Genomic DNA, 26,588 nt, shown 5'->3' with positions numbered 1-26,588 from the left:
GGACGGGAGGCCTACGTGGTGTAGCGCGGCGCGATCTGCCGTCTGATCTGCGCCTTGATGATCTTTCCGGTGGAGGTGCGGGGGAAGTCCTCGACGACCTCGACGTACTCGGGGAGCTTCTGGCGTCCGAGGCCCGCGGCGAGCAGCAGCGCGCGGATGTCGTCGACGTCCCGCACGGCCGATCCCGGTGCCAGGCGCAGCAGCGCGCACGGCTTCTCCCCGAGGCGGGTGTCGGGAACCGCCACCACGGCCGCCTCCAGGACCTCGGGCATGGTCTTGAGCAGCAGCTCCTCGACCTCCGCCGCGCTGATGTTCTCACCGCCGCGGATGATGATGTCCTTCTTGCGGTCGGTGATCGTCAGGGCGCCGTCGGCGTCGAGGACGCCGATGTCCTCCGTGCGGTACCAGCCGTCGGCGTCGAAGGTGGCGCGGGTGAGCGCCGGGTCGGTGTAGCCGATGCAGCAGTCCGGGCCGCGGCTCCAGATCTCGCCGGGCTGGCCGACGGCGGCCGGCTGGCCCTCGTCATCCAGCAGTTTCAGCTCGACGCCGTCGAGGGCGACGCCGTCGGTACGCAGACGAAGCCACTCGTCGTGCTCATGGCGCGACCCGGTGATCGACGGATGCTCCGTCGATCCGTACATACGCACGACAGAGACCCCGGCGGCCTTCGCCTTCTCCGTGACGGCGACGGGCACCGCCGCACCGCCGAGCCCGGCGAACCGCAGGTAGCGCAGATGCTCGTCGGTCAGGTCCGGATGGTCGAGCAGGCTGGTGAGGAAGTAGGTCGCGCCCGAGCCGGCTGTCAGCCCGTACTCGATCATCGTCGCGAGAACCCGGGCCGGATCCCAGACGTCGATCAGGTCGACGGAGTCGCCCCGCAGAACCGGGATGAGAAGCGCGCCGATCATCCCCATGAAATGGCCGACGGGTGTGCCGGTCAGCGACGGCAGCCCGCCGTTGGCGGCCATCGCGCCGAGCTGGCGTGCCTCCGCTCCCAGGGTGTTGTGGGAGTGGATGACGCCCTTCGGGTCGGCCGTCGTGCCGGATGTGTACGCCACCAGCACCGGCGCGTCGGGGTCGGGCGCGGCCGGTTCGGCCAACACGGGCCCGCCGGTGAGCTCCTCGAACGCGAGCGCGCCGGCGGGCAGCGGCCGGTCACCCGCTCCGACCACGCCGACGACCTTCAACGACGGCGCAGTGGCGCAGACGCTCTCGAGGTCGTCCAGGTAGTCGCGACGGCCGAAGCCCGCGGCCGTGACGAACGCCGTGACCTCCGTCCGGCGCAGGATGTAGGCGACCTCCTTCGGGCCGTAGAAGTGCACGATCGGCACCACCACCGCGCCAAGGAAGGTGCTGGCGTAGAACGCCGCCGCGGCCTCGACCCAGTTCGGAAGCTGGAACGCGACCGCGTCCCCTTCCCGCACCCCACGCGCCGACAGCCCGCCTGCCAGTGCCAGCGCCTGCGCCCGCAGGTCACCGAACGTCCCCACCCACGGCCGTTCCTGGGAGTGGATGCGGACGGTCTGCTCGGCGTGGGCCCGCAGCGCCGCATCGATCTTCACGCCCATCGGCGTGTCGTCCCACAGCCCGCGGCGTCGCCACTGATCCGCCAGCCGGCCGGGAACCGGTCTGGTCACCCAACGTGGATCGGACACGCGGCTCCTCCTCGTGGCAGACAGGAAGGTGGACGCAGCGCCGTGGTTCAGCGGCCCACCCAGTTCGGCGGGCGCTTCTCGGCGAAGGCGCGGGCTCCCTCCTTGGCGTCCTCGCTGCCGAACACCGGCGCGACGGTCGCCGCGATGCCGTCCCAGTCGGCGGCGGTCAGCTCGCCGACCATCATCGCCTTGGTGACCTGCACCGCCAGCGGCCCGTTAGCGGCGATCTGATCGGCCAGCTCCAACGCGACGGGCAGCACCTCTGCGACCGGGACGACCCTGTTGACCAGGCCCATCTCCCCCAGCCTGGCGGCGCTGACCGGCGCACCGGTCAACCCCAGCTCCAGGGCCAGCGGCAGTGGGATCCGCTGGGGCAGCCGGGTGCCCCCACCCGCGGCGATCAGGCCCCGCTTGACCTCCGGCAGGCCGAATCGGGCCGTCTCGGAGGCCACCAGCAGGTCACAGGCCAAGGCCAGCTCGAAGCCGCCACCGACGGCCGTTCCGTTGATCGCGCCGATGATCGGCTTCGGGAACACCCGCCGGGTGAAGATGCCGATCCCGGGGCCGTCGATGTCGGCGACGGTGCCCGACAGGAACGCCTTCAGGTCCATACCCGCACAGAAGACCCGCTCACCCGCGCCGGTAAGGACGACGGCACGCACCTCGTCGTCCTTCTCCGCCTGCTCGAACGCGTGGCCGAGCCCCGACATGGTGGGAGCGTCGAGCGCGTTGGCCGCCTCTGGCCGGTTGATGGTGACCACCATGACCGGACCGCGCCGGTCGACGTCGACGGACATGGCTGCTCCCTTTGAGAACTATGGCCCCGACATCAATGTCGACATCGACGTCGATCCGAATGTTTTCTGACCATAGCGGGCCGACCCGCCCCTCGCAACGCTCTGGCCGCTAGGCGGCGGGGTGGTCCTGGAGGAGTACGAACAGGGATTCGCCGAGGTTGAGCCGGCCACCGTCACGGGTGGTGACGGCGTCCGGTGCGACATGCCTGGTTGTGTCGGTGAGCGCGGCGGTTGGGTGTTCCCCGGGGGTCACCGGTGGTGCGGGTAGGAGGGTCCGGCCGTCGGGGACCAGCGCGACGATCGTTCCGGTGCTGGTTCTGCGGAGCACGGTGCCCTCCTCGTGGAGGTGGCGGTGGTGGGTGCCGCAGACGAGGGTGAGGTTGTCGAGGTCGGTGCGGCCGCCTTCGGCCCAGCCGGTGAGGTGGTGGATGTTCAGCCAGCGGGTGTGGGCGCAGCCCGGGTACTGGCAGGTGCCGTGGTCGCGGGCGTGGACGGCGGCCTGGAGACGGCGGGTGGGGAAGCGGTGTCGGCGGCCGAGGCGGAGCGGGTTGCCGTGGGGGTCGGTGAGCAGGGCTTGGACCGGGCTGTCGCAGCCGAGGCGTTGCAGGACAGCCGGGGGAAGCGTCGCCGGGGTGGCGGTGTCGGTCGCGGTGGTGCCTGACCGCAGGTCGGTGGGGTGCAGGTGCAGGACGAGGGAATGCGCGGGCCGGAGGAGTCCGGGTGCGCCGTGGTGCAGGAAGCTTTCGGCGAGCGCGACGAGGCCGTCGGCGTCACGCTGACACCCCGACCCCGATCTCTCTTCCGGTGCTGGTTCCGCCGTGCCTGGTTCCGCGGTGCCGGATTCGGTGGCTGGTTCGGTGGTGGTGAGGCTGTCGCGGGCGGTCTCGATCGCGGCGACCAGCCGGGCGCCTTCCTCGGCGGGAAGGACCGCGGTGAGGTGGACCATGCCGTCCTCGTCGGTGTGCCACGACACCCGGCGGGCGGCCCGGGTACGGGCGCGGTCATCGGGATCCGCGCTGCGCTGCCGGTAGGCACGGACCAGGTTTTCCAGGGCGCCGGCGGTGCAGTGCTCGGCGTGGTTGAGCCAGGTCTGTTCGGTGTCGGGGCGGGCGACCCGGGTGATCGCGCGGACCTTCGAGTACGACAGCGTTCCCGCCGTGAACGCCGCCCGGATCGCGGGGAGCTGTTCGAGGGCGTGCGCGGTCGCGAGATGATCACGGGCGGTGCGCGGGCTCAGCCCACACCGCCAGGACAACCAGTGGGCACACGAGCGCATCCCGATCCCCGACCAGCCGCGACGGCGGTCGAACGCGGCGAGCAGACCGAGCCAGCAGTCTACGCGATCATGGCAGCATTCGCGGACGTATTGACCGAACGGCGGCGGACGGACCGTTGACGCAGGTCACGCGGCCCGTCCGCCGGTCCGTGCGCCCTGGCTATCCGGCCGCTTCCGTCTGGACGTAGCTGGCCAGGACGCTTTCGATGCGGTCGACCAGCCGGAAGTCGAGGTCGGTGATCCGCTGACCGGCGCTGTAGGTGGTGAGGCTGAACGTCAGCTCTCCCCAGTGCAGTTCGACGTCGGGGTGGTGCTCCAGTTCCTTCGCGGACTCGGCCACCGCGCCGAGAGCTTGGATCGCGGCGTAGTACTCCACGGGGAACGTCTTGTGGATCTCTTCGCGGTTCTCCGCCTTCACCCATCCGTCCAGCGCGGCGAGACGTCGGGTGACCTCGTCGGCCGGAAGCGGGTCGCGTAGTCCCATGCTCGTGTTGTCCCTTCCTACAGTGTCGCCAGCAGAGCTTTGACCTGTCGTCCGGTCTCATGGTCATGCCACGGCGTGAGGTGACGCCAAACTCCGTGGAGTTCCTGCCGCAGCCGCGCCGAACTCGTCTCCTGAGCGACGGTGACGGCATGCGTCACAGCGTCCGCGGCGGCGTCCGGATTCCCGGCCTGAGCGTGCGCGGCGGCCTGCCGGGCCCGGTACACGCCCTTGTCCCGGCGCGCAGTGGTGGGCAGGGCGGAGATGACCTGCTCCCACAAAGGCAGGGCTTCGCGGCCGAGGCCGAGACGGTTGTAGCAGGTGGCCCGCTGGACCTCGATGTAGCCGGGAGTGCGTCGGCAGGCGTTGAACCACGGGTAGTCGTCATCGACACGCGAGAGCAACGCGGCGGCCTTGTCGAGGGCGTAGTCAGCGCCGCGCCGGTCACCGATGAGCGCGTAGCCGTGGGCCGTCTGCTGCATCGCCTGCACCCGGACCTTCGCGCAGAGACTGTCCTCATCCGCCAATGCGGCGCTGGTGAGGTCGAGGGCGCCCGGCCCGTCCTGCTGGTCGGTGCAGATCATCGCCTTGTTGGTCAGCGCGTGTCGGACGAGTTGGGTGTCTCCCACCCGGTGGGCGAGTTCGAGCGCCTGGTTCGCCCACTGCGACGCGGTCGCCAGGTCTCCGGCGTCCTGGTACAGCCAGGTCGTCAGACCGGCGTAGGCGACGCTGGTACGGAGCAGGGCCTGCCGTTCGGGTCCCCGGGCGACCCGCAGGAACTGCCGGATCAGCTCTTGCTGCACGAGCACCGACGGAATGACGGTGTGGGGGCCGAGTGTGGCGTCGGCACGGTAGTAGCCGTCAAGCTGCGCGGCCAGGTGCTCGATGGCCTCGGGCGCGACCTGCTGGTACGACGCCAGGGGCATGACCTTGCCCCCGACCAGGAATCCCGCGCCGCTTCCCGCGAGGAACGTGCGCCGGTCGATGGCCACGATGACCACCTCCCCTACATCGGCGATAACCCGGTACTGATCAACCGGCGGACTCGTGCCACCTACTCCCGCCGGTCCGGCGACGCCGGGAAACTCCGGCGCGGCCGATGGTCTGGCATCGGTGCCGGTCTGGGACGGCTTGCCGGTGCGTGGTGATGGGAGTTTGAACCACAGCAGGTCTTCCGGGATCCGCAGAGCCTCGGCCCATCGGATGAGCTTCGTGAGATCAGTGATCGGATCGCCAGATTCGATTCTGCTGAGCCGCGTCTGCGTGACGCCCATCCACCCGGCGACCGTCTCCTGAGACAGGGCAACGCCGTGGTGGGGATGGTTGCGGTAGGCCGTGATCACCCGGCCGAGGTGACGCTCATCGAGGGCGTCGCGAAGTTGATCGGAAGCGTCCCAGAATCCGGCTGGTACCGCCGGTGCGCCGGTGCCGAGGTTGCGTGCCTGGCGCTGGCAGGGCCCGCACGATCCCCGGTCGTTGTCACGGGCAAGACGAGTTCCGCACCGGCAGTAGCGAGAATCGCTGTGGTGGTCGCTCATCGCAAGGGCGCCCCTTCATGACCTCCCGGGCCCGGATCTTGCCTGCGTAGTCTATCCACCACGGTCGGTCGCCTATGCGCCCGGCGCATGCCGGTCATGCGTGCCCGTTCTAGTGATCACGAGTCTTTGATCCCAGGCTTGCGTCAGGCCCCGGGGCCGGGTCGAGAAGGCCGCACACCAGCATGCGGCGGTGCGCTCCTCGGCCTCGGGTGCTGCTCCACGCGTTACCCCGGGCGAAAGAGAGGGCAGGCAGTGGACCGGATAAGCGGTGGCCGTTCGGGCGCACCGAACCTCGGCGTCGATCTTCCGCTGAGACTTTTGAACTTGCAGAGTGACGTCGCTGTGACCGCGATGGAGGAACTGGAAGGCAGGCTCATCGGTTACCGAGAGCGCCTGCCCGTCGAACCCCTCGAATACGCCGCGCTGATGGAGCGAGCCGAAAACGCTACGGAGGAAGTCAGGTGGATCAAAGACCAGCTAGCCAAGATCACCGGCCGGGAGGAAGGGCGTTCGGCGAAGCCGTAGCCCAACACATCCGGCCCTTTGCGGTCCTGAACGGTTACGGCGTTCAGGTCGCGATCTTCGCCACCTGGAACGAAGCCCACATCTGGGCACACGAGAAACTGCAAGACCCCAACGTTATTCTCCCGCTAGAGGTGGAAGACCGAACACAGAGAATCACTCGACGAATCACGCGCGAGACATGCGAACTCATCGCGTGGACCATCTTCACAAAGGCTGGCGGTTGCGAGCCGATGGATGGCGACGCAATATTAGACCGATGACTATAGGGTGTCGGCTTCTACTGAGATCTCAGTTAGTCCAGCCGGTACAGTTCGCACTCGTCGATCCACCGGGCAAGGATACTGAAGGCTGCGAGGTACTCTAGGCAGTGCTCCTTGCTCCAGGGTACATGCTGCTCATGCGCCGCGATGTTTCTGATTCCCGCATAGCACCCCTGCGAGAAGAATCGCGCCCCTCGCATACGGTTTCCCCAAGTTGGGGTCTTTTGATCGCCCGGGAATCGCAGACGCGGGGCTCCCGGCTTTGGCTCATTGTCGCTCAGCAGGTCCTGAATGAGCTTGTCGTCAGCGATGTCGAACCGTCGCGATTTGGCCTGCGTTTGACCCGAGACGCTACGGCCTGCTTGTTCTACCGCTTGGCGGAAGTGTCCACCCTCCCAAAGGTCTACCAACGCAAAATCGTAGATCCAGGGATGCAGCTGAAAGGCGCCGAGATCGACGAGCAGTTGAGAGCCGTGGCCGGTGGCGCGAGGCGTAGTAAGGTAAACTTCGTCGGATCTAAACTGTGATCTGGAATCTATTTTCACACCGGTATCGATTCTCGCCACCCCGAAAGACCCGGAAGGGATCTGCGGGCCATGCCGCCGTCGCGCCATCCTGCCTGTCATTTCGCGCACGCTCAGACCTAGCCATCGAAGAAAAATGGGAGTTAGTCCGAAAACTATTGTTGCGGCGATCGCATTTCCCCAGCGGGCCCCCGGAGAGGCGGTCGAATAGCTATCCCCATAGAATATGATGAAGAAACTCGCAATCCCCAGGCCTACTGAAATCCAGAATATTGTCGGCCTTGTGCGTAGAAACGATATAATGCGTTCCGCCATTGTCTGGTCAGTGCTCCTTGGGTGCCTGGTGTGGGCGTAGTGTGTCACACTCCCGATCTGGTCCGATCCGCTTGGTGAACAGCAAATTCCAGAAGGTGATGAGGCGGATGCTGGGTGAGATGTGCACCCTGTCCGTCGAAGCGGGCCAGGTGTCGCGGATGACGCCGGCTCCGATCTTGACCTGAACGCCCCTGGCGTTGCTGCCACATCGGCTTCGACTGCCCGGATGTTGCTGAACGCCCCCACGGGTCCTGATTCCTCTGCTAGGCCTAGCAGGCGGGTCTGCTAGGCCTAGCAGCTTGTCTAGCGGCCGATAGGGGCTGTGAACTGGGCTCTAGCGTCCTAGCGGCTGTCTGGTCACTTGCCCTGAAACGCGAAAAGGGGCGCCCTGGGGCGCCCCTTCCGGTCTGCTAGACGATCTACGAAGTGGAGTGGGTGTCGTTGAGGTGGCGTCCGTACAGGCGGTAGATGCGGGCGTCGAGGATGGAACGGAAGTCGGCCTCGGCCAGCGTCGGCGGGTCGGTGGTGGTGTCGACGGTGGGTGTCCAGCCGACGGGGCCGTCGGTGCTCGGATGCGCCGGACGCCGGGCGGGTGTAGGGATAGGGCCGAAGGTCAGGATGACAGCCGGGTCGGTGGGTTCTGCGGGTCGGTGGTCGAGGTAGACGACGCGGGGCAGGGTTGCGGTGACGTCGATGAGGTCGTGGAGGTCGGCGCCGGGGGTGAGGGTGAGTTCGTAGAGTCCCCGGTCGGTGCGGCGGACGGAGACGAAGCGCTGCCCGTCGAACGGGTTGCGCCAGGGGCCGTGGTCGGGGGGCTGAATACTGGGCACAGGGTCACGTCTCCTGTCGGTGGCAGGGATGTGGTCCAGGTCCGGGGACGGTGTGCCAGCACTGACCTCGGACCGCTGCGAGTGGACCTCTTGGGGTAGGGCAACCCCAATAGTAGGTGGCTGTTTGGGGTTGGGCTATACCATCGCGGCCGTGACCGACGAATCGCTGTGGACGACCGGCGACATCGCCAAGGAGCTTGGGGTCACGACAGAGCGGGCGCGTCAGCTCTCGCACCGGCCGGACTTCCCGGTGCCGGTGCAGACGGTCCGGCACTTCCGGCTGTGGCGCCCGTCGGACGTTCAGGAGTGGATCGCCCGGCGTCGGCCTGCCCCTGACGATGGCACGTGAACTGTGGCCTGAGGTCCGCACGTCGGTCGTCGCCCGGCAGCCCCTCCTGTCTCCGGAGAGCTGGCGGACAGTGACAAATGAGGGTGCGTTGGGCGTGGGTCGGTGGTGCTTGCTGCAAGCGGCGCGACTGCTTACGTAAGCACCCCTGTAAAGCGGGTGAAACTGGCGCTGAGCTGGGTGTTTTCGTGCAAGCGGCCAGGTCGGCGGAATCGCGAGAACCGGGGAGAACCGGCCTGGAGACCCCTCCCCGCGTTCGACTGCAAACCGTCTGGCGATCGGACGTCCGCCGCGCGGTCGATCACCGAAGGTAGCCGGCGGGGTGGCCGTGCGGTGGATCTGGGGACGGTCTCGGCGCGTTCGCGAGCCGTGGCCCCCGTGGATGTCCGTACCGGTCGCGCATGGCGCCACGGTCATCACGTGATGATCGGTGCGGGTTGCGGCGGACCGGTTCTCGGCCGCGGTGCGCCCGGTGACGGTGCGCGGTTTGTTGGTCGGCTGGTGCCGAGGCCCCGGGGTGCGCGTCGTGGTCACTTCGGCCGGTGCGCACGACCATTCCGATTACTAATCGTAATGGTCGGCGCGCCGTCGGGAGCATGAGCTGTTAGCGGCAGGGGTGCTAACTGTTAGCACCCCTGTTAGCGGGCCATACTGCTTCTGAGCTGGGACTTAGCGTGTTAGCGGGTGCCTCGCCGAAACCGCGAAAAGCCGCTGAAACGCGTGTCTGACCCCTCCTCGTGTCGGGCCGCGTGCGGCACGCGGGTCCAACCCTCCCGCCTGCGATAGTCGCTTAGGGTGATTGATCGCCGAAGTCGTCGATGGACGCGACCATCGGCCGGGCGGGCCGCCGGTGGTAGCGGTAGCGGCAATGCCGCCCGGCGCACCCCCTCTACAGCCGATCGCGGCCGGTCGGCGGTGCCGGCCGCTACCCGCTACCTTCGCCGATGTCCGCAGGTCAGACCCGGTCCGACCGGTAGCACCACGGGTAGCGCCACCGCTACCCGTGCCAACCAGCGCGCTACCTCACTTGCCAAGCATCGCCGTATCTGGTCTTGCGTCAGTCGCGGTGGCCTGTCGCTGGCCGTACGTCATCCGGTCTGGCCTGGGATGGCCCGCCAAGTTTCCGTTCCAACTGATCGCGGCGACCCGGGCCTGGCGTCGAGGGCGGCGCACAGCGTCGGCGGGATAGGCGAAGACAATGGCGCTATGCCCGATGATGAGTCACGACCAGTCTGGCCAACCAATGCCGCCGGAGAGACCTACGGCTCGGCAGTGCCGGCCGTGAAGCTCGGCCTGCCTCGAAGCGAGTTTCCGGACCTGATCTCGGCTGGGCTCAGGGACGGGAAACGGGGCTACGTCAGGCGGACCGAACTCGACGTGGCGAACGGGAGGCCCGGAGTCGTCGCGAAGACTCCCGGAGAAAAGGCCGTGGCACGGGCACGGGCACAGGCACAGGCGGCCGGCGAGCGAACCCTGGTACCGGTCTACGAGCAGGACGGCGTGACCGTCATCGGCACGTTCGTAGTCGGCTCCGCCTAACCTGCCCTGCCAGAGTCGCTGGGGCGGCTTGGGCGTGTGCGGCGCGCCGCCGATCCAGCCAGCGACGCTCCAGTCGCGTGGTTCCTCGGTGGAGAGCCCAGACCGGATGACCGGGCTCCGGTGGAGAGGCCAGACCGGATGACGGGGCTCCATCCCGGCACCGACAACACGAACGACTGAACCCGGCTCACAGCGCCCCTGCAGGCCAGTTCAAACATCGCCTGACACTCACCGGGCCACGCCGCACGGCGTACCGATCGGCCCCGGGTCCGCCGGTGGCCGGACTCCGCGCCCGGAAATGGGACTAATTCAAGGTCGCCATTCGTTGTAATAGATAGGAGATGCTGTCGGTCAGGGTTGATCGGCGTTCTCCGGTTCTGGACCCGCCCGCCCGGCAGTGACTGCCCGGCGGGCGGTGGCGTGTCTGCCCCGTTTCGCCGTTCTGGAGGCCACCACGGTCGCGTCGCCCGACCTCGCCTGCACACGCACGACACGACGGACCCGTACCCGGAAACGCAACAGCCGCGCCGGCACCGGCGCGGCTGCCACGACCACCATCCCCACCCAGCGGACACCCGACCCGGCGCCCACCACCGGCACGGACGACGTCCGGGAACGATGGCTCACCGAGACACTCGCCCGTGCACCGGACTTACCCGCGCCGGTGCGGGCCCGGATCGCGCGCATCCTGCACGACCCGCCCGGCGACGACTAATCCTGACCGGCGGCGTCGGTCTCGTGCTGCCGCCAGTGCACCGTCACCCGGTTCGGGTCGAACGGCTTTCGCCCCGACCGGGTCGGTGCGACCACGATCTGGTCGACCAGCAGCGTGAGGATGGACCGGCGCCGCATCAGGTCACCGGACTCCCACGCGGCGATCGCGTCCGGGCCGGGCAGGACGACCCGCCGCAGGGCCTCCTGCTCGGCCTGCCGACGCAGATCGTTGCGTTCCGTCTCCGCGGCGCGGTGCGCGCTGCCGTAGGCCTCGTCTGACAGCTCACCGCGCGCCCACATTCCGGCCAGCCGGTCCATCCGTGACGCCAGTTCCGCGAGCTTCGCCGCGCTGGTCGACGGACCCTCCTCGGCCGTGTACTCGGCGTACTCCCGCAACCGGCGCGCGATCAGGTCGGTCAGCAGATCTTCGACCGGCCGTGCCGGTACGTGCACCTTCGTCGCGCACGAGTCGCCGATCACCGAGCACCGGAACGCATCCGGCCGCCGGCTGCTGACGGAGCTACGCATCCGGGTGCCGCAGGTCGCGCAGACCATGAACCCGGCGAGGAGCTGCTTCACCTCGTTGCCGGGCACGATCCGGCGGGCCGCCCGCTCCTCGATGGTGGCCTTCAACGCCTGCCACTCCTCCACCGGCAGGATCGGCTCCCAGTCGCCCGGGGCCACGATGTTGTCGTAGCCCTTGAAGCTGCGCAGACCGGCGATGCCCGGCCGGACGAGCATCCGGCCCAGCACCGGGCCGTCCCACCACTTCCGACCTTGCGCGGTCGGCACCCCGCGCCGGTTGAGGTCCATCGCGACCGCGTGCACCGACTCGCCGCGCATCACCCGGCGGGCCACTTCCCGCAGGATCTCGGCTTCCTGCGGCTGGATCAGCCAGGTCACCACGATCTCATCGCCGATGATCTCGCGCTTGCGCTGATAGCCGTACGGGCGCTTCCCGCCAGCGAATCGGCCCTGGTTCGCCATCCGGACGTGCGCGCGGGTCACCCGCGCGGAGATCTTCTCCGACTCGTTGGTGTCCTTCACCCCGTCCGAGTCGAACTGCCCCCGGCCGACCTCACTGGCGAAGTCGTAGACCGTCCCGTCGGTCGTGTAGACCTTGCCGTGCACCGACTCCATCAGGTCGATGAACTCCGCCCGCTGCAGGCGCTGCCGGACGAGACGGCTGCCCCGGACGCAGCCCACGGCCGTCCACCGGCCCGCCCGGATGTCCCGGATCAGCCGGTTGTACTCCGGGCGCTCAGCGTCCTTGTTGAACGCGGAGATGTCGTTGTCCTCGTAGACCTCACCCAACACCAGGCCGGGGGTCCGCTCGATGAGGTCGATGACGTCGGAGGTCTGGTCACTGACCCCGTGCCGCTTGCCGTACCGGTCATAGGAGATCCGGACGTAGACCGCGACCGGGACGTCACCGGACATGTGCGGAGTGTACGACGCTGTGGGCCCGTAGATGGCAGGCATGATCGTGCGCATAGCCAGGCGCAGGTAGCGGCCGCGATCCGGCCCGCCCACTGGCAGATCGCGGTCTCCAGCTCGGTGACCGGGACGTCATCGGGGTCCAGGGTGTCGGAGGGAGGAACAGCAGTGTCGATCATCAGGTCACCGGGCCAGGGGTGTCGTCGCTCCATCGGTCCGGCGCATCGTCACACCGACCACCGACAGTTCCCACAACCCCAACCCAATCCGACCCCGACCGTGGCGACGGCGGGCCCGACCGTGACGGCCCACGAAGGGTGTGGGGCGGTTCAGCGGAACCGCCCCACCCGGCAAACACCCGCTCGCCAGTGCAAGCCGATCAACTACTACCTGGAGAAGTCGCCGGAGGCAGACAAGGTCGTCGACATCTTCATCCGGGTCAACAGCGGTGGTACGACGCTGTCCCACTCCGACCTTCTCCTGACCATGGCCACCAGCTTGTGGACGCATCTCGATGCCCGGGAGGAGGTACGCAGCCTGGTCGAGGAGCTGAACGCAGGCGGTGGCCGGCGCTTCGACTTCTCCAAGGACGTGGCACTCAAGACTGCGCTGATGGGCGCGGGCGGAGACATCGAGTTCCAGGTCGCCAGCTTCACCCCGCGCAGGATGGCGACGGTCGAGAGGCCAGTGGGGGGAGACGAGAAACGCGCTCCTGCGTGCCGCCGCTCTGCTGCGGGCCTTCGGTTTCGACGCGCGTACGCTGACCGCCGACAGTGTGATCATTCCGATCGCCTGCTATCTGCGACACCGCGGGCTGAAGGACAGCTACCTGACGTCGGCGGCGGCCGCGGAGGACCGCGAGCGGGTACAAAGCTGGGTCGTCCGCTCGCTGCTGAAGCGCGGCGTCTGGGGATCGGGCCTGGACGGGCTGCTGACCCGGATCCGCCAGACGATCAACGATCACGGCGCTGACGGATTCCCGATCGGGGAGATCGAGACCGGGATGACCGCGATCGACGACCTGCTGGATATGAAGTACGGCGGTCAGCGGACGTTCGCAATCCTCGCACTGCTCTACCCGGACCGATCTGTGCAAGCAGTTCCACCAGGACCACATCTTCCCGAAGTCACGGTTCACCAAGAAGCGGCTGGCCGACGCGGGCATCCCGGCGAACCCGATCGACGCGTACATCGACGCGGTCAACCGGCTACCGAACCTGCAGTTGCTCGCCGAGATCCCAGGCATCGAGAAGAGCGCCAAGCTGCCCGCGGACTGGCTCGCCGAGAAGCACTGGACCGAGGCGAAGCGCAAGCAGTACCAGGCCCACAACGATCTCGACGGCCTGCCACTCGACCTCACCTCGTTCCTGGACTTCTACGAGCAGCGCAGACAGCGGATGCGCACCCGGCTCACCACGACCCTCGGCCTGGCCGCCCCGACACCCTGAGCCTGGCATCGCGGCGGTCTCCGCACCGCGGGGGCGATCACCCCTGCTGCGCCGGCCACATCCGCGCGCACCGGAGAACCGGGCCGATCCAGAATTGACCGGTTCTGGCTGGTACGAGAGACGCACGGTGGGGAGCGCAGTGGGCCGGGTCGAGACCGAGGCTGCCGCCAGGCCGGCGGCGCTGGCCGAGTTGGGGACATCCGGGCAGGGACCACGGATGTCCGACTTCGCGCTGCCGGGCACAGTGCTGGTGGACGGCACGCCGATCCGCTACGCGGTGTCCGGGTCGGGAAGCCGGGACCTGGTGCTGGTGCACGGCTACCGGGCGCATCACGGGTGGTGGTACCGGATGCTGCCGACGTTGGAGGAACGCTGGCGGGTGATCCGGTTCGACCTCAGTGGTCACGGCGACAGCGGGCATCGCGAACGCTACGGCGTGGACGTGTGGACGTCCGACCTGATCGCGGTGCTCGACGCGGTCGGATCCCGGCAGGCGCTGCTGGTCGGGCACAGCATGGGCGGCCGGATCGCCGCGGTCGCCGGGGCCGATCATCCGGACCGGTTCGGCGGGATCGTCATGTTCGATTCGATGCTCCGGCCGGCCGGCTCGCCGCCGCCTCGGATGACGTCACTTCCGCCGGGGCGCGAGATCCGCTATCCCACCCGGGACGTCGCCGCGGCGAGGTTCCGGCTGCGGCCGCCGCAGCCGGAGCCCTCCGCAGAGGTGGTCCGCCCGGTCGCCGAGTACGCGGTGCGCCCGAGCACGGCCGCCCAGGGCTGGACCTGGAAGTTCGATCAACGCGGGCTGCCGCTGATCGACAACGACCGGGTGACGGAGAGCCTGGCACGGCTGCGGAATCCGGTGTGGTTCGTACGCGCCGGGCGCAGCCTCATCGTCACCGACGAGGTCGCCGCATATGCCCGCGCCGCGTTGCCGGCCGGAACGACGTTCGTGACGGTGCCCGACGCCCACCATCATCTCGTCCTCGACGCCACGGACGAGTGTCTGCGCCTGCTCGCGGACCTGCACGCAGACCTGGCCGCCACGGTGCGTCCGCGGTCAGCAGGCTGACCGCGGACGCACGGGCGGACCGGGGAGGATCAGGCGGAGATCAGTCGAGCTTGATTCCGGTGACCGCCAGCGCGTTGTCACGGGCGACCAGCCGGACGTCCGCCTCGCTGAGGCCGGAGAGGGACTCGTCCAGGAAGTCCACAGGCTGACGCACGCCCTCGGCGTGCGGCCAGTCCGAGCCGAGCAGCAGGCGGTCGACCCGGACGTCCTTGACGAGCGTGTCGATGTCGTCCTCCCAGAAGGGGGTGATCCAGACATGCTCGCCGAACACCTCCCGCGGGGAGTCGCGGAAGTAGCCGGGGTTGCGGTTGGCGGCGTCGTCGAGGCGGTGCAGCAGCTCCGGCACCCAGGAGGCGCCGTTCTCCACGCTGGCGAAGCGCAGCGCCGGGAACCGGTCGAAGATCCGGTGGCAGACCGCGGCGGCGTAGAAGTCGCTGACCGCGCGGCTCTTCGTGACGATGCCGCGCAGCGGCGAGCGGAACAGCGAGGTCTCCTCACCGCCCGGCTCCCACATCTGCACGAGGGCGTCGTATCCGTCCAGGCCGGCGTGCGTGGCCACCGCGACACCGGCTTCGGCGGCCAGGCCCCAGAACGGGTCGTAGGCCGGGTCGAACGGCGAGCGGTAGCCGCCGGCCACCGGCACCGGCGCGTTGCGCACGTTCACGACGAGGGCACCGCCGTCGATGAGGCGGCGCAGCTCCTCGGCGGCGAACACCGGGTCGAGCAGCGGGATGTAGGGCACCGCGAACAGGCGGTTCTCGTAGCGGAAGCCCCAGTCGTCGTCCAGCCACCGGTTGAACGCCTGGAACACCTTGCCGGCGGCGTCGGTGTCGCGCTTGAGCGCGTCCTCGAGGCCGACACCGAGGGTCGGGAACACCAGCATGGCGGCGAGGCCCTGCTCGTCCATCACCCGCAGCCGGGCCGCGCGGTCCTGGTACTCGGCGGGCAGCGGCTCCAGCTCACCGAACGCGTCCTTGATCTGCTGCTGGCGCGGGTTGCCCCGGTACCAGTCGTACAGCGCGCCCGGCTTCGCGACGGGGTTGAACGTCGGGTTGGCGATGTAGGAGTTGAGGGTGCCGCCCACGAGCAGGCGCCGCCGGCCGTTCACCTCGGCCCAGCGGACCCCCCTGTTGCGCAGCGAGGGGTCCTGGTATCTCGTGAAGGCATCCTCGGCCTCGTAGTAGTGGTTGTCGAAGTCGAAGATCCATGGCTTGGTCGCCGGGCTGGTCACGATCCACCTCGCTTCCCGATCACTGTCTCAGGTCGATACTTCGACGCCAACCCTTCAAAGTCGACGTCGATGTCAATACTAGGTTACCGGCCGCTTCGGCGCTGGCGCCTCAGTCGGTCTGGCCGGTGGCCTCAGTCGGTCTGGCCGGTGATGAGCGCTGCCTGCAGGCCCGCGTCCACCGGGATGTTCACGCCGTTGAGGTAGCCGGCGGCGTCCGAGCCGAGGAAGGCCAGGATCCGCGCGACCTCGGCCGGCGTGGCCGCCCGCCCGTTGCCCTGCCGGACCGACCAGTCGATGAGCTCGTCGGTCATCGTCACCCGGAAGTCGCTCAGCAGCGGCGTGCTGACCGGGCCGGGGCAGGCGCTGTTGATCCGCGTCCGCGCCCAGCTGGCCCCGCGCGCCGCGTAGTGCGTGTAGAGCTGGGTGCACTCCTTGGACAGCGCGTACGGGTCGGCGGCCAGGTCGGGATGGGCGTCGAGCCAGGTCAGGGCCTCGTCCCAGTCGTCGATCGCCAGCAGCTTGAGCAGCTCGTCCTTGTGCGCCTGCCAGCCGATGCCGGCCATGGACGAGGTGATGACGACGGCCGCGCCGGCCGGCATCTGCGCCGCCAGCTCCTGCGTCAGCCGCCGGACCGCCAGGTAGTTCACGCTGAACACGACCGGCGCCGGCTGCGTGCCCGCGACACCGGCGTTGTTGAACAGCACGTGGACAGGGCCCTCGATCGCCGCCACGGCCGCGTCGACACCGGCCTGGGACGACAGGTCGGCCTCGATGAAATGGTCGACCTTGGCATCCGGAGGATTCCGGTCGATCACAGTGATGTCGGCGGCGCCGAGATCCAGGAGCAGGTCGAGCAGGGCCGCGCCGATGCCGGAGGCACCGCCGGTGACGACCACCCGCCGCCCGCGGTAGCCGAACGGAATTTCCACGTGAACCTCCGGTGCGGAATGCCTTATGCCGAGGCCGAGAGCAGATCGAGGACACCCAGGTCGCGAATCGCGCGGGCCGCGTTGGTGGCCATCGACAGGAACATCCGATCGGAGCTGTCCGTGCGCGGAGCACTCGCGTACACGCAGCCGATCATCGTGATCAGCGGGCCCTGCAGCATTCCGCGGCGGTAGTCCTCGAAACAGTCCGCGCCCGAGTAGCCGGTCACGCCGTACTCGACGAGCTGGTCGTGATACGCGGCGACCAGCTCCACCTCCTGAGCCCGCCGCTGCGCCGGCGCGAGCGCGGTGGACAGGAAGTAGGCGAGGTCCCGCCCCGGAAAACCGATCTCCAGCGTCTGCCAGTCGACGGCCTGGACGTCCGAGTCGCCGGTGAACAGGAGATTGTCGAGCCGGTAGTCCCCGTGGATCAGAGAATGGCGGGTGGCCGTGTGCCGGCCCCAGCCGCTGACGAGTGCCGCCGCGCGCAGCAGCGTCTCGGCGTCCTCCGGCTCGAGCTGCTCCCGGTACCGCTCTGTGAACTCGGCGGCCGCCGCCGTCACCACCTTGCCGAGGTAGGCCATGCCGCGTTCGTCCGCGCGGACCGGCCAGGCCGTGTCCCTCCCGAGCGGGGCGTCCTTCCCGAAGCCCTCCTCCCCGCCCAGGTTCTCGGCGTTCCAGAACGGGGCGTGCAGGCCCGCGAGGTTGCGCACGGCGATCGTCGCCCGCGCCGGCGAGCAGCCGTCGAGCTGGCTGCCGGCCTCGGCCGGATAGGCGTCGTCGAGCACCAGGGTGAACCGGAGCAGGTCGTCGCTGACCGCGGCGTACCAGCAGCGGGGCGTCCGAATCGCCGCCCGGTGCGCGAAGTAGGCGTAGAAACCGACCTCGTTGCGGTAGGCGGACCGCAGCCGCCGGCGGACGTCCGGCGCACCGGCGGCCATCTTGACCACCAGGCTGGCCGGCGCCCCACCTCCGTCCGCCCCACGTCCGTCGAGGTGGAAGCGGTAGCTGACGGCCGTCTGGCCGGTGCCGACCGGCTCGTATCGCACCCCGGTCACCTCGGCGTCGAGACCGCCCGCCCGCAGGACGTCGGTCATCCAGGCCGGAGTGATCTCGGCCGGGTCGTCGACGATCCCGGGGCTGCCACCCAGGACCGCCGCGTGCCCGGACGCGGCTGGTGACGCGGCTGCGGGTGCGGCTGGTGCGGCTGGTGCGGCTGGTGCGCGAACGTCTCCGGTCATGCGACCCGCCCCGGGTTCGCCGGCAGGTCACGGACGGCCGGCGGACGGATCCCGCGGTACGCGTCCACCACCGAGGTGAGCTCCGTCGGCGTCGCGCCGTGCATGATCACGCCCGTCACACCCAGGTCGAACTGGCGGGCGACGGCGTCGGCGCACTGCCGCGGGCTGCCGGTTGCGCTGGTCGCGATCCACTCCGCCGGGATCAGCGTGGCGAGATGCTCGAGCTCGGCGGTGGTCGCCTTCGCGTCGAAGGCGCCCTTGAAGCCGCGAACGAACGTGTCGGCCCGGAAACGCTCCAGCACCGCCGGGTCCCAGTCGTTGACCCGCACCATCAGGTCGCCGTAGCCCTGCAGGTAGGAGGCGAGCCGACCGATGGTCTTGAGCAGCCGCCGGTCCTCGGGGATCTCGTCGGAGACGGTGGCGAGCACCGACCACACCCGCACCTCGGCCGGGTCCCGCCCCACCGACTTCGCTCCCCGCGCGACGGCGGCGAGCGCCTCGGTGACGGCGGCGTCCGAGTAGAAGGTGTGCAGCACGACCGCGTCGAGGCAGCGGCCGGCGAGCTCCAGGGTGCGGGTGCCGAGCGCGGCGATGAGGATCGGGATGTCCTCGTCGAAGTCCCGGTCCTGGTGCAGATAGGGGAACTTGCCGGCCGGGCCGTCGTGGCCGAGCACCATCTCGCCCTTCCACAGCCGGCGCAGCAGGCCGACGACGTCCTCGATCTGCGCGCCGGTGATCGGCGCCAGGCCGAGCGCCTTGAACAGGCCGTCGAAGCCGCGGCCGAGGCCGAGCGCGAACCGGCCTCCGGTCAGGCGGTGCATCGTGGTCGCCATCGTCGCGGTGACGATCGGGTGGCGGGTGTTGTGGTTCGTCGCGGCGGTCGCGATGCCGATCGTGTCGCTGACCGCTCCGGCGGCGCCGGACAGGGTGGCCGCGTCCTTGGTGGAGAACCGCTCCGAGATGAACGCGGAGCCCAGGCCCAGCTCCTCGGCCTGGCGCACCTCGTCGACCAGGTCGCGCGGGCTCCCGCTGTGCCCGGCCAGGGTGTAGAAGCCGAGCTCGGTGAGCTGGCCCGTGGTCGCCGTCGTTTCGGTGGTCTGCGTTGTCATCTCACGCTCCTGGCGCGGTGGAACCGGCCGGCAGGTTGACGGTCTGGTAGGTCAGGTAGGCCGCGAGTGCCTCCGGGCCCAGCTCACGGCCGATCCCGGAATCCTTGACCCCACCGAACGGCGCGACGTTGTCGAGCATGAACATGTTGACGCCGAGCACGCCGACGTCGATCCGGTCGGCCAGGGCGTAGCCCGCCTCGACGTCGGACGTCCAGATCGTGCCGCCCAGCCCGTAGCGGGTGCCGTTGGCGATCGCGACCGCGTCGTCCACCGTGTCGTAGGGGATGACGGTCAGCACCGGGCCGAAGATCTCCTCCTGGGCGATCCGCATCGCCGGGTCGACGTCGGTGAAGACGGTCGGTTCGACGAAGAAGCCGCGCGCCTGCCCGGCAGGCCGGCCGCCGCCGAGGGCCAGCCTGGCGCCCTCGTCCCGCCCGATCCCGATGTACTCCTCGACCCGGTCCCGCTGCCGGGCGCTGGCCAGCGGCCCGAGCCCGGTGGCCTCGTCCAGCGGATCACCGACCTTCAGCGCGCCGACCGCCGCGAGCAGGCCCTCGACCAGCTCGGCGTGGCGGTCACGGGGTGCCAGGATGCGGGTCTGCGCGACGCAGGCCTGCCCGTTGAGCATGAATCCGTACTGCAGGATCCCGGGCAGCGCACGGCCGAGGTCCGCGTCCGGGAGCACGAGTGCCGCGCCCTTGCCGCCGAGCTCCAGGCTCACCGGGCGCAGCAGCTCCCCGCACAGCGAGGCGATGCGCCGGCCGGCCGCGGTGCTGCCGGTGAACGAGATCTTGTCGACGCCCGGGTGGGTCACCAGGTACTCGCTGACGTCCCGGTCGGCCGGGACGACGTTGAGCACACCGGGTGGCAGGTCGGCGTCCGCAGCGGCGTCGGCGAGGATCTGCAGGGACAGCGGGGCGTCCGGCGCCGGCTTGAGCACGACGGTGCAGCCGGCGAGCAGCGCCGGGCCCAGCTTGAGCGCGCTCAGGTAAAGCGGCACGTTCCAGGCCACGATCGCGCCCACGACCCCCACCGGGCGCCGCCGGACGACGGTCGGCCCGAGCATTCCCGCCCTGGTCTCGGTGAAGGCGATCTCGGGGGCGAGGCCCGCGTAGTAGTCCAGCGTCATCGTCGCCATCAGCACCTGCGCCAGCCGGGCGGCGGCGACGGGGGTGCCGTTCTCCTGGCTGATCGTGACGGCGAGTTCCTCGGAGCGCGCCTGCAGCGCCTTCGACAGCCGGCCCAGTGCCGCGCCGCGCTCGGACGGGTCCAGCCGGGGCCACGGCCCGGAGTCGAAGGCGGCGCGGGCGGCGGCGACGGCCCGGTCGATGTCCGCGCGCTGCCCCACCGGCACCGAGCCGATGACCTCCTCGCTGCCGGCGGAGATCACCTCGAACACCTCGGTGCCGGCCGGGGCGGTCCAGCGCCCGTCGATGTAGAGCTCGTTACGCGCGCTCACCGCTCTCCTCCACTTCGTGGTCTTCTTTGACGTCTTCGGCCGGCGCCGGCGCCCCGGCTTGCGCGGCCGGTGGCACCGTGGCCGGTGGCTCCGCGGCCAGGCGGTCGAGGTACTGCTGGCGGAGCGGGACCTTGTAGAGCTTGCCGGTCGGCAGCCGCGGCAGCTCCGCCGCGAAGTCGACGACCCGCGGCACCTTCGGCCCGGCGAGGTGCGCCCGGACATGGGCGCGCAGCCGTTCGGCCAGCTCCGGTGTCGGCTCCGCCCCCGCGACGGGCTGGACGACCGCCTGCACGTACTCGCCCATCTCCGGGTCGGGCAATCCGAAGACGGCCACGTCCTCGACGTCCGGGTGGATCGTGAGGCAGGCCTCGATCTCCGCCGGGTAGATGTTCACCCCGCCCGAGATGATGGTGAACGCGCTGCGGTCGGTGAGGTAGAGGTATCCGTCCTCGTCGACGTAGCCCATGTCCCCCAGCGACAGCCAGTTGGCGTGCTCGGGGTGGCGGGCCGACAGCGTCTTCTCCGCGTCGTTGTGGTACTCGAAGACGGTGTCCTCGCGTTCGAAGTAGATCGAGCCCGTCTCACCGGCGGGCAGCTCGGCACCGTCCGGGCCGCAGACGCGGATCCTGCCCAGTGACGCCCGGCCGACCGACCCGGGGCGTTCGAGCCACTCCGCCGACGAGATCACCGTCATGCCGGCGCCCTCGGTGCCGGAGTAGTACTCGGTCACGATCGGGCCGAACCAGTCGATGATCTGCCGCTTCACCGGCACCGGGCACGGCGCTCCGGCGTGCAGGACCCGCTGCAGGCTGGACAGGTCGTAGCGCCGGCGGATCTCCTCCGGAAGCTTCAGCAGCCGGACGAACATCGTCGGCACCGCCTGCAGGTGGGTGACCCGCTCCCGCTCGATCACCTCGAGCATCTCCCGGGCGTCGAACTTCTCCATGATCACCACGGTGGCGCCCAGCTCGTGTGCTCCGCGCACCCAGCCGAGCGGGGCCGCGTGGTAGAGCGGCGCCGGGCACAGATACACCGAGCGCTCGTTCATGCCGGCGAGGCTGCGGCACATCCGTGCGCCCTTCGCCACGATGGGCACGCTACCGTCCAGCTCCTGCAGCGGCCGTTTGATCCCCTTCGGCCGCCCCGTCGTGCCCGAGGAGTAGAGCATCAGCTCGCCCAGCACCGGCCGCTCCGGGCTCTCGGCGGGCACCGCGGCAATCGCGGCCTCGTAGGCCTCGAACCCGTCGGCGCCGCCGCCGACGGCACCCTCCCGGACGCCGTCGATCATCAGACGGACAGCACAATCCGGCACCTCACGTGCCGCGGGAACCGCGGTCGCGGCGAGCGTCGCCGTCGTCACCAGCGCGCCGGCCCCCGAGTCGCGCAGGATGTAGGCGATCTCCTCAGCGGTGCCGTAGCGGTTGATGGCCGTCAGATACAGGCCCGAGCGCACCGCCGCCCACAGCACCTCCATGAACCGCGGATGGTTCTCCGCCAGCAGCGCGACGACGTCGCCGGCGACCAGCCCTCGGTCACTCAGGAGCCGGGCCAGCCGGGCGGACCGCTCGTTGAGCGCGCCATAGGTGATGACCTGCCGACCGCGGGCCATGACCAGCGCGGGCCGGTCCGGATCGTAGGTCGCGTAGCCGCTGGGATCTGCCACGTAGCCGCTGGGCTGCATATGTCCTCGTGTCCTCCAGCCTCACCGGCGAGGTGCTGGTCCCCCGACCGTGATGGACGTGGACGGCGTGGGAATGGGATGTTCGGTCTCTGGTCGGTGCGTCGGGGCAGGGCCACGAAAGATCGGTCCGCCGTCGCGGGAGCGAGCGTAACGCACCTTGATATCGATGTCGACATCGAGACCGGTTGGCGGCTATCGTGAGCCCGGTCCGGCCCGCACCACAGCCGGCCCACACCAGATATCCAGACCGCACCAGATATCCAGACCGCACCACATATCCGGCCCGCATCACATCGCCGCACGACCCGACCGCCGCACGACCCGATCGCCACACGAGCCGCACGACCGATCGCCGCACGTCCCGGCATCACGTCGCCGCCGCACGTCCCGGCGTCACGTCACGGCATCACGTCACGGCATCACGTCACGGAAGGTGTCCAAGGTGGCTTCCGCGCACCCGTCCCCCGCCGCTCCGGCCACTCACGGCCAGCCCTGGCCGCTCGGCCTCGGCGTGATCGACACGATGGTGGGGCTCCCCCAGGACCCGGCCGCGCTGTACCGGCAGATCCGGTCGGTGCTGCGTGACAAGGAGTCGCGCGAGGACTTCGTGATGCCGGCGTCGTACATGTTCCACGACGTGCCGACCACCCACGAGGCGCAGGACGCGGACCCGGTGGCCCTCGTGCTCGGCGAGATGGACCGCCACGGCCTCGACGTCGCGCTGATCAGCCTGAGCGCGAACACCGAGGTCGCCCAGCGTGCGCTCACCGAACACCCGGGCCGGTTCGTCGCCTCGTGGACCTGCGACCCGAACCAGGGGATGGCGGGGCTGCGCACCCTCGTCCGCATGCACGAGGAATGGGGTGTCCGCGCCGTCTCGCTGTTCCCGCACGGGGTCTCCCCGCAGGTCGCGATCGACGCGCCGCAGATGTACCCGATCTACGCCAAGTGCGTCGAGCTGGAGATCCCCGTCTTCGTTTCGGTCGGGATCGCCGGCCCCCGGGTCCCGTCCATGGTGCAGCGGGTCGAGCTCATCGACCAGGTGATGTACGACTTCCCCGAGCTTGTCTTCGTCATGCGCCACGGCGCCGAGCCGTGGACGGACCTCGCCGTGAAGCTGATGCTCAAATGGCCGAACCTCTACTACTCGACCAGCGCCTTCTCGCCGCGCTACTACCCGGCGAACATCATCGACTACGCCAACACCCGCGGCGCGGACAAAATCATCTACGGCGGCTACTTCCCGATGGGGCTGAGCCTCGACCGGATCATGACGGAGCTGGCCCAGGTCCCCCTGAAGGCGGAGGTGTGGCCGAAGTTCCTGCGCCACAACGCCGCCCGCGTTCTCGGCCTCGGCGACACCGACCTCGGCGACATCGACAGGAAGACCCCGTGAACCTCGCCTTCTCCGACGAGCAGAACGAGCTGCGCCGGACGGTCCGCGACTTCCTCGACAAGAACTCGCCGGAGACCGAGGTCCGGCGCCTCATGGAGACGGCCGAGGGCTACGACCCGGACGTCTGGCATCAGCTCGCCGCCGAGCTGGGCATCGCGGGGCTGGCGGTGCCGGAGGAGTACGGCGGCGCCGGCTGCGGATTCGTCGAGCTGGGCATCGTCCTGGAGGAGGCGGGGCGCGCGCTGCTGTGCGCGCCCCTGCTGTCGACTGTCGTCCTCACCGCCTCCACCCTGCTCGAGCTGGGTGACGAGGGCGCCTGCGCCGACTACCTGCCCGGCATCGCCGACGGGACGACGCTGGCCACCCTCGCGCTCACCGAGTCCACCGGCCGCTGGGACGACCCCGACGCCGTCACCTGCACGGCCTCCCCGGGCGGAGGCGCGGGAACGGGCGCGGGCTCGGGCGCGGGCGGCTGGACCGTCACGGGCAGCAAGTCGTTCGTGCCCGACGGGCAGACCGCCGCGCTGCTGCTCGTCGTGGCCCGCACCGACGCCGGCCTGAGCGTGTTCGCGGTCGCCGCCGACGCCCCGGGGGTGCGGCGCGAGCCGCGCGCGACCCTCGACCAGACCCGCCGGCAGGCCGACCTCACCTTCACCGCCGCCCCCGCCCGCCTGCTCGGCACCGACGGCACGGCCTGGCCGGCCCTGCAGCGGGTGCTCGACCTCGCCGCGATCGCCGTCGCCACCGAACAGGTCGGCGCCGCGTCGCGGGTGCTGGACATGGCAGTCGACTACGCGAAGACCCGGGTCCAGTTCGGCCGGCCGATCGGCGCGTTCCAGGCCATCAAGCACAAGCTCGCCGACCTGCACCTGGCCGTCGAGTCGGCGCGTTCGGCCGCCTACCACGGAATGTGGGCCGCGGCCGAGAGCCCGCTCGAGCTGCCGGCGGCGGCCAGCCTCGCCAAGGCCTGCTGCGGCGACGCGTTCGTCACCGCCGCCACCGAGAACATCCAGGTGCACGGCGGCATCGGCTTCACCTGGGAGCACCCGGCCCACCTCTACCTGAAGCGGGCCCACAGCTCCCGTCAGCTGTTCGGCAACGCGGCGCAGCACCGCCAGCGCCTCGCCCAGGTACTGCTCGCCGAGCTCCCCGAACAGCCCGCGCTCCCTGCCTGAGCAGGCCCCCGCACATCTCCCGAACGCCCGTCGTCATGAATCCCAGCGGAGGCGCAGACCCGATGCCGAACCCAGCCGCCCCGGTGTCCGACCTGCCCGCCGAGGAGCGGTCGGAGTTCCAGGCCCGTGTCCACGAGTGGTTCGCCGCGAACGCGCCACGCAAGGGCTCACCGGAGGACTTCTCCGCGGTACACATCGTCAGCGCCGCCACCGCCGAGGAGTACCGCGCGCAGGAACAGCACGCGATCTCCGTGACCCGCGCGTGGCAGCGCAGGCTCTTCGACGCCGGCCTCGCCGGCCGCTCGTGGCGGCCCGAGTACGGCGGGCACGGCGCACCCGACTGGCAGGACGAGGTCGTCATCGAGGAGCAGGCCCGCTGGGGCGTCTCGACGAAGATGTTCGCCGTCGGCCTGGAGATGGTGCCCGCGGTGCTGTTCGGGCACGGCACGCACGAGCAGCGCGCCACCTTCCTGCCGCCGATCCTGCGCGGCGAGAACAGCTGGTGCCAGCTGCTGTCCGAGCCGGGTGCCGGCTCCGACCTCGCCAACGTGCAGACCCGGGCGACCCCGGTCGACGGCGGCGGCTGGTCGGTCACCGGCCAGAAGGTGTGGACGTCCAACGCCGGCTGCAGTGAGTACGCGCTGCTCATCGCGCGTACCGGCAGCCGGGAGGAGGGCCGTGCGGGTCTGTCCTGCTTCCTGCTGGCCATGGGGCAGCCCGGTGTCGACATCCGCCCGCTGCGGCAGATGTCCGGGGCGTACCACTTCAACGAGGTGTTCCTCGACGACGCCCACGTGCCGGAGAACGGCCTGATCGGCGCCCCCGGCGAAGGCTGGGCCGTGCTGCGCACGATGCTCGCGAGCGAACGCGCCGCGATCGGCGGCGGCACCAGCGCCCGCTCCGCCACCCAGCTCGTCGGCCTGGCCCGCACCCTCGGCTGCGACGGCGACCCGGTCGTGCGGGACCTGCTGGCCCAGGCCGCCATCCGGGAACGCACCCTCGACCTGTTGCGGGCCCGCATCGCCGCCGGCCACGCCGTCGCCGCCGCCGGCCCGACCACGAAACTGCTCTACTCCGAGCACGCCCGCCTCAGCGCCGACGCCGCGACCACCATCCTCGGGATGGCCGCGACCGTCGTCGACGACGAGGTGTCCGCCCCGTGGATCGAACGGCTGCTGTTCGCCCCCGGCCTGCGCCTGGGCGGCGGCACCGACGAGATCCAGCGCAACGCCATCGCCGAACGGGGACTGGGCCTCCCCCGCTGAACACGCTGCCAACGGCGCCGCCTGGCGCAGAAGGTCGTGGTGCTCCCGCCGCCGCATCGCGCGACGACCGGTGCCGCGTCGCGGTCGGCCTTCGGTGGTCGGGCCTTCTCTCGTTCGACGCCGTCAGGCCGTCGCATGGTCGAGAGTGACGCGAAAGGCCTTCGTCGTTTCTGACGGCAGTGGTCAGCTTTCGGTATGGGCGCGACTGCCCCGTTCCGACGGCTAAGGGGCCAGTCGTGTCTCGTGTTCGGCGCGCGTTGACACCGCTTTCCTCGCGGGGGTGTCAAGCCCTCGACAGCTGGATTCGGAGGAGGCACCGAGAGCACGGTCAGTGCCTGTAGCGGCAAT

General features: G+C 69.9%; 23 protein-coding genes and 1 pseudogene. 10 read left to right on the top strand and 14 right to left on the bottom strand.

The features are described 5' to 3' along the window. Positions 1-11: 11 nt before the first annotated feature. The 5 genes and pseudogenes from ACG83_RS12725 to ACG83_RS12705 form a co-directional block, all read right to left on the bottom strand. On the bottom strand, positions 12-1,655 hold the full coding sequence (locus tag ACG83_RS12725) for an AMP-binding protein (RefSeq protein ID WP_054566308.1): 1,644 nt from the start codon (positions 1,653-1,655) through the stop codon (positions 12-14). Between the two features lie 47 nt (positions 1,656-1,702). After that, positions 1,703-2,452 carry a crotonase/enoyl-CoA hydratase family protein gene (locus ACG83_RS12720; protein WP_054566307.1) on the bottom strand — a complete coding sequence of 250 codons (750 nt, stop codon included), beginning with the start codon at positions 2,450-2,452 and terminating at the stop codon, positions 1,703-1,705. 109 nt (positions 2,453-2,561) lie between these two features. Beyond that, positions 2,562-3,782 (bottom strand): annotated as a pseudogene (locus ACG83_RS12715) (DUF222 domain-containing protein); the annotation flags it as partial. Positions 3,783-3,888: 106 nt separating this feature from the next. Continuing rightward, positions 3,889-4,212, bottom strand: a complete 324-nt coding sequence (locus ACG83_RS12710) for a 4a-hydroxytetrahydrobiopterin dehydratase (RefSeq protein WP_054566306.1) — start codon at positions 4,210-4,212, stop codon at positions 3,889-3,891. A 17-nt stretch (positions 4,213-4,229) separates the two neighbouring features. Continuing rightward, positions 4,230-5,747: a helix-turn-helix transcriptional regulator gene (locus ACG83_RS12705; RefSeq protein WP_054566305.1), complete on the bottom strand. Its 1,518-nt coding sequence runs from the start codon at positions 5,745-5,747 to the stop codon at positions 4,230-4,232. 342 nt (positions 5,748-6,089) lie between these two features. Between ACG83_RS12705 and ACG83_RS45360 the strand changes: the two genes are divergently transcribed. Then, on the top strand, positions 6,090-6,272 hold the full coding sequence (locus ACG83_RS45360; protein WP_161934746.1) for a hypothetical protein: 183 nt from the start codon (positions 6,090-6,092) through the stop codon (positions 6,270-6,272). Positions 6,273-6,564: 292 nt separating this feature from the next. Here ACG83_RS45360 and ACG83_RS47910 read toward each other — a convergent pair whose 3' ends face one another. Continuing rightward, on the bottom strand, positions 6,565-7,146 hold the full coding sequence (locus ACG83_RS47910) for a TIGR02391 family protein (RefSeq protein ID WP_369812881.1): 582 nt from the start codon (positions 7,144-7,146) through the stop codon (positions 6,565-6,567). Positions 7,147-7,790: 644 nt separating this feature from the next. Next, complete coding sequence (locus ACG83_RS12695; RefSeq protein ID WP_054566303.1) at positions 7,791-8,201, bottom strand: hypothetical protein; 411 nt, start codon at positions 8,199-8,201, stop codon at positions 7,791-7,793. 124 nt (positions 8,202-8,325) lie between these two features. Between ACG83_RS12695 and ACG83_RS12690 the strand changes: the two genes are divergently transcribed. The 3 genes from ACG83_RS12690 (at position 8,326) to ACG83_RS12680 (ending at position 10,801) form a co-directional block, all read left to right on the top strand. Then, on the top strand, positions 8,326-8,550 hold the full coding sequence (locus ACG83_RS12690) for an AlpA family transcriptional regulator (protein ID WP_235497850.1): 225 nt from the start codon (positions 8,326-8,328) through the stop codon (positions 8,548-8,550). 1,278 nt (positions 8,551-9,828) lie between these two features. Next, on the top strand, positions 9,829-10,086 hold the full coding sequence (locus ACG83_RS12685; protein ID WP_235497849.1) for a hypothetical protein: 258 nt from the start codon (positions 9,829-9,831) through the stop codon (positions 10,084-10,086). A gap of 415 nt (positions 10,087-10,501) precedes the next feature. Beyond that, positions 10,502-10,801 carry a hypothetical protein gene (locus ACG83_RS12680; protein ID WP_054566301.1) on the top strand — a complete coding sequence of 100 codons (300 nt, stop codon included), beginning with the start codon at positions 10,502-10,504 and terminating at the stop codon, positions 10,799-10,801. Here ACG83_RS12680 and ACG83_RS12675 read toward each other — a convergent pair. After that, on the bottom strand, positions 10,798-12,333 hold the full coding sequence (locus ACG83_RS12675) for a recombinase family protein (protein WP_161934744.1): 1,536 nt from the start codon (positions 12,331-12,333) through the stop codon (positions 10,798-10,800). The genes ACG83_RS12680 and ACG83_RS12675 overlap by 4 nt on opposite strands. 72 nt (positions 12,334-12,405) lie before the next feature. Here ACG83_RS12675 and ACG83_RS44100 point away from each other — a divergent pair, with 72 nt between their 5' ends. The 3 genes from ACG83_RS44100 to ACG83_RS12665 all read left to right on the top strand — a co-directional run bounded on the left by ACG83_RS44100 (position 12,406) and on the right by ACG83_RS12665 (position 14,757). Beyond that, positions 12,406-13,209, top strand: a complete 804-nt coding sequence (locus ACG83_RS44100; RefSeq protein WP_152991356.1) for a hypothetical protein — start codon at positions 12,406-12,408, stop codon at positions 13,207-13,209. 251 nt (positions 13,210-13,460) lie between these two features. After that, entirely contained in the window at positions 13,461-13,685 is a 225-nt protein-coding gene (locus tag ACG83_RS12670; protein WP_054566299.1) for a hypothetical protein, read from the top strand. A 127-nt stretch (positions 13,686-13,812) separates the two neighbouring features. Further along, positions 13,813-14,757 (top strand): alpha/beta fold hydrolase, encoded by a 945-nt coding sequence (locus ACG83_RS12665; protein WP_235497848.1) that lies wholly within the window; start codon positions 13,813-13,815, stop codon positions 14,755-14,757. Positions 14,758-14,797: 40 nt separating this feature from the next. On the opposite strand, the gene ACG83_RS12660 is transcribed toward ACG83_RS12665, so the two are convergent. From ACG83_RS12660 to ACG83_RS12635, 6 genes are all read right to left on the bottom strand, one after another. Next, positions 14,798-15,988 (bottom strand): amidohydrolase family protein, encoded by a 1,191-nt coding sequence (locus tag ACG83_RS12660; protein ID WP_054566297.1) that lies wholly within the window; start codon positions 15,986-15,988, stop codon positions 14,798-14,800. Positions 15,989-16,119: 131 nt separating this feature from the next. After that, entirely contained in the window at positions 16,120-16,917 is a 798-nt protein-coding gene (locus tag ACG83_RS12655; RefSeq protein ID WP_054566296.1) for a coniferyl-alcohol dehydrogenase, read from the bottom strand. 23 nt (positions 16,918-16,940) lie between these two features. Next, positions 16,941-18,155 carry a phosphotransferase gene (locus tag ACG83_RS12650; protein ID WP_054566295.1) on the bottom strand — a complete coding sequence of 405 codons (1,215 nt, stop codon included), beginning with the start codon at positions 18,153-18,155 and terminating at the stop codon, positions 16,941-16,943. Beyond that, complete coding sequence (locus ACG83_RS12645; RefSeq protein WP_054566294.1) at positions 18,152-19,264, bottom strand: TIGR03857 family LLM class F420-dependent oxidoreductase; 1,113 nt, start codon at positions 19,262-19,264, stop codon at positions 18,152-18,154. Before ACG83_RS12645 ends, ACG83_RS12650 begins: the two co-directional genes overlap by 4 nt. A gap of 1 nt (position 19,265) precedes the next feature. Continuing rightward, on the bottom strand, positions 19,266-20,723 hold the full coding sequence (locus ACG83_RS12640) for an aldehyde dehydrogenase (protein WP_054566293.1): 1,458 nt from the start codon (positions 20,721-20,723) through the stop codon (positions 19,266-19,268). Further along, positions 20,710-22,404, bottom strand: a complete 1,695-nt coding sequence (locus ACG83_RS12635) for an acyl-CoA synthetase (protein ID WP_054566292.1) — start codon at positions 22,402-22,404, stop codon at positions 20,710-20,712. Before ACG83_RS12635 ends, ACG83_RS12640 begins: the two co-directional genes overlap by 14 nt. Before the next feature lie 523 nt (positions 22,405-22,927). On the opposite strand from ACG83_RS12635, the gene ACG83_RS12630 reads away from it, so the two are divergent. From ACG83_RS12630 to ACG83_RS12620, 3 genes are all read left to right on the top strand, one after another. Then, complete coding sequence (locus ACG83_RS12630) at positions 22,928-23,800, top strand: amidohydrolase family protein (protein ID WP_054566606.1); 873 nt, start codon at positions 22,928-22,930, stop codon at positions 23,798-23,800. Next, on the top strand, positions 23,797-24,975 hold the full coding sequence (locus tag ACG83_RS12625) for an acyl-CoA dehydrogenase family protein (protein WP_054566291.1): 1,179 nt from the start codon (positions 23,797-23,799) through the stop codon (positions 24,973-24,975). The genes ACG83_RS12630 and ACG83_RS12625 overlap by 4 nt, the downstream gene beginning before the upstream one ends. A 62-nt stretch (positions 24,976-25,037) precedes the next feature. Then, positions 25,038-26,240, top strand: a complete 1,203-nt coding sequence (locus ACG83_RS12620) for an acyl-CoA dehydrogenase family protein (protein ID WP_054566290.1) — start codon at positions 25,038-25,040, stop codon at positions 26,238-26,240. Positions 26,241-26,588 lie beyond the last annotated feature (348 nt).

The organism is Frankia sp. R43 (genome assembly GCF_001306465.1).
GTDB lineage: Bacteria > Actinomycetota > Actinomycetes > Frankiales > Frankiaceae > Parafrankia > Parafrankia irregularis.
The sequence above is the reverse complement of the archived record's forward strand: the minus strand, read 5'-3'. Positions and strand labels throughout refer to the sequence as shown.

Bases quoted from the DNA above. Each gene is read 5' to 3' on its own strand.
- ACG83_RS12720 (WP_054566307.1), bottom strand. From the start codon at position 2,452: ATGTCCGTCGACGTCGACCGGCGCGGTCCGGTCATGGTGGTCACCATC.
- ACG83_RS12710 (WP_054566306.1), bottom strand. From the start codon at position 4,212: ATGGGACTACGCGACCCGCTTCCGGCCGACGAGGTCACCCGACGTCTC.
- ACG83_RS12705 (WP_054566305.1), bottom strand. From the start codon at position 5,747: ATGAGCGACCACCACAGCGATTCTCGCTACTGCCGGTGCGGAACTCGT.
- ACG83_RS47910 (WP_369812881.1), bottom strand. From the start codon at position 7,146: ATGGCGCGACGGCGGCATGGCCCGCAGATCCCTTCCGGGTCTTTCGGG.
- ACG83_RS12650 (WP_054566295.1), bottom strand. From the start codon at position 18,155: ATGACCGGAGACGTTCGCGCACCAGCCGCACCAGCCGCACCAGCCGCA.
- ACG83_RS12645 (WP_054566294.1), bottom strand. From the start codon at position 19,264: ATGACAACGCAGACCACCGAAACGACGGCGACCACGGGCCAGCTCACC.
- ACG83_RS12635 (WP_054566292.1), bottom strand. From the start codon at position 22,404: ATGCAGCCCAGCGGCTACGTGGCAGATCCCAGCGGCTACGCGACCTAC.
- ACG83_RS12630 (WP_054566606.1), top strand. From the start codon at position 22,928: ATGGTGGGGCTCCCCCAGGACCCGGCCGCGCTGTACCGGCAGATCCGG.
- ACG83_RS12620 (WP_054566290.1), top strand. From the start codon at position 25,038: ATGCCGAACCCAGCCGCCCCGGTGTCCGACCTGCCCGCCGAGGAGCGG.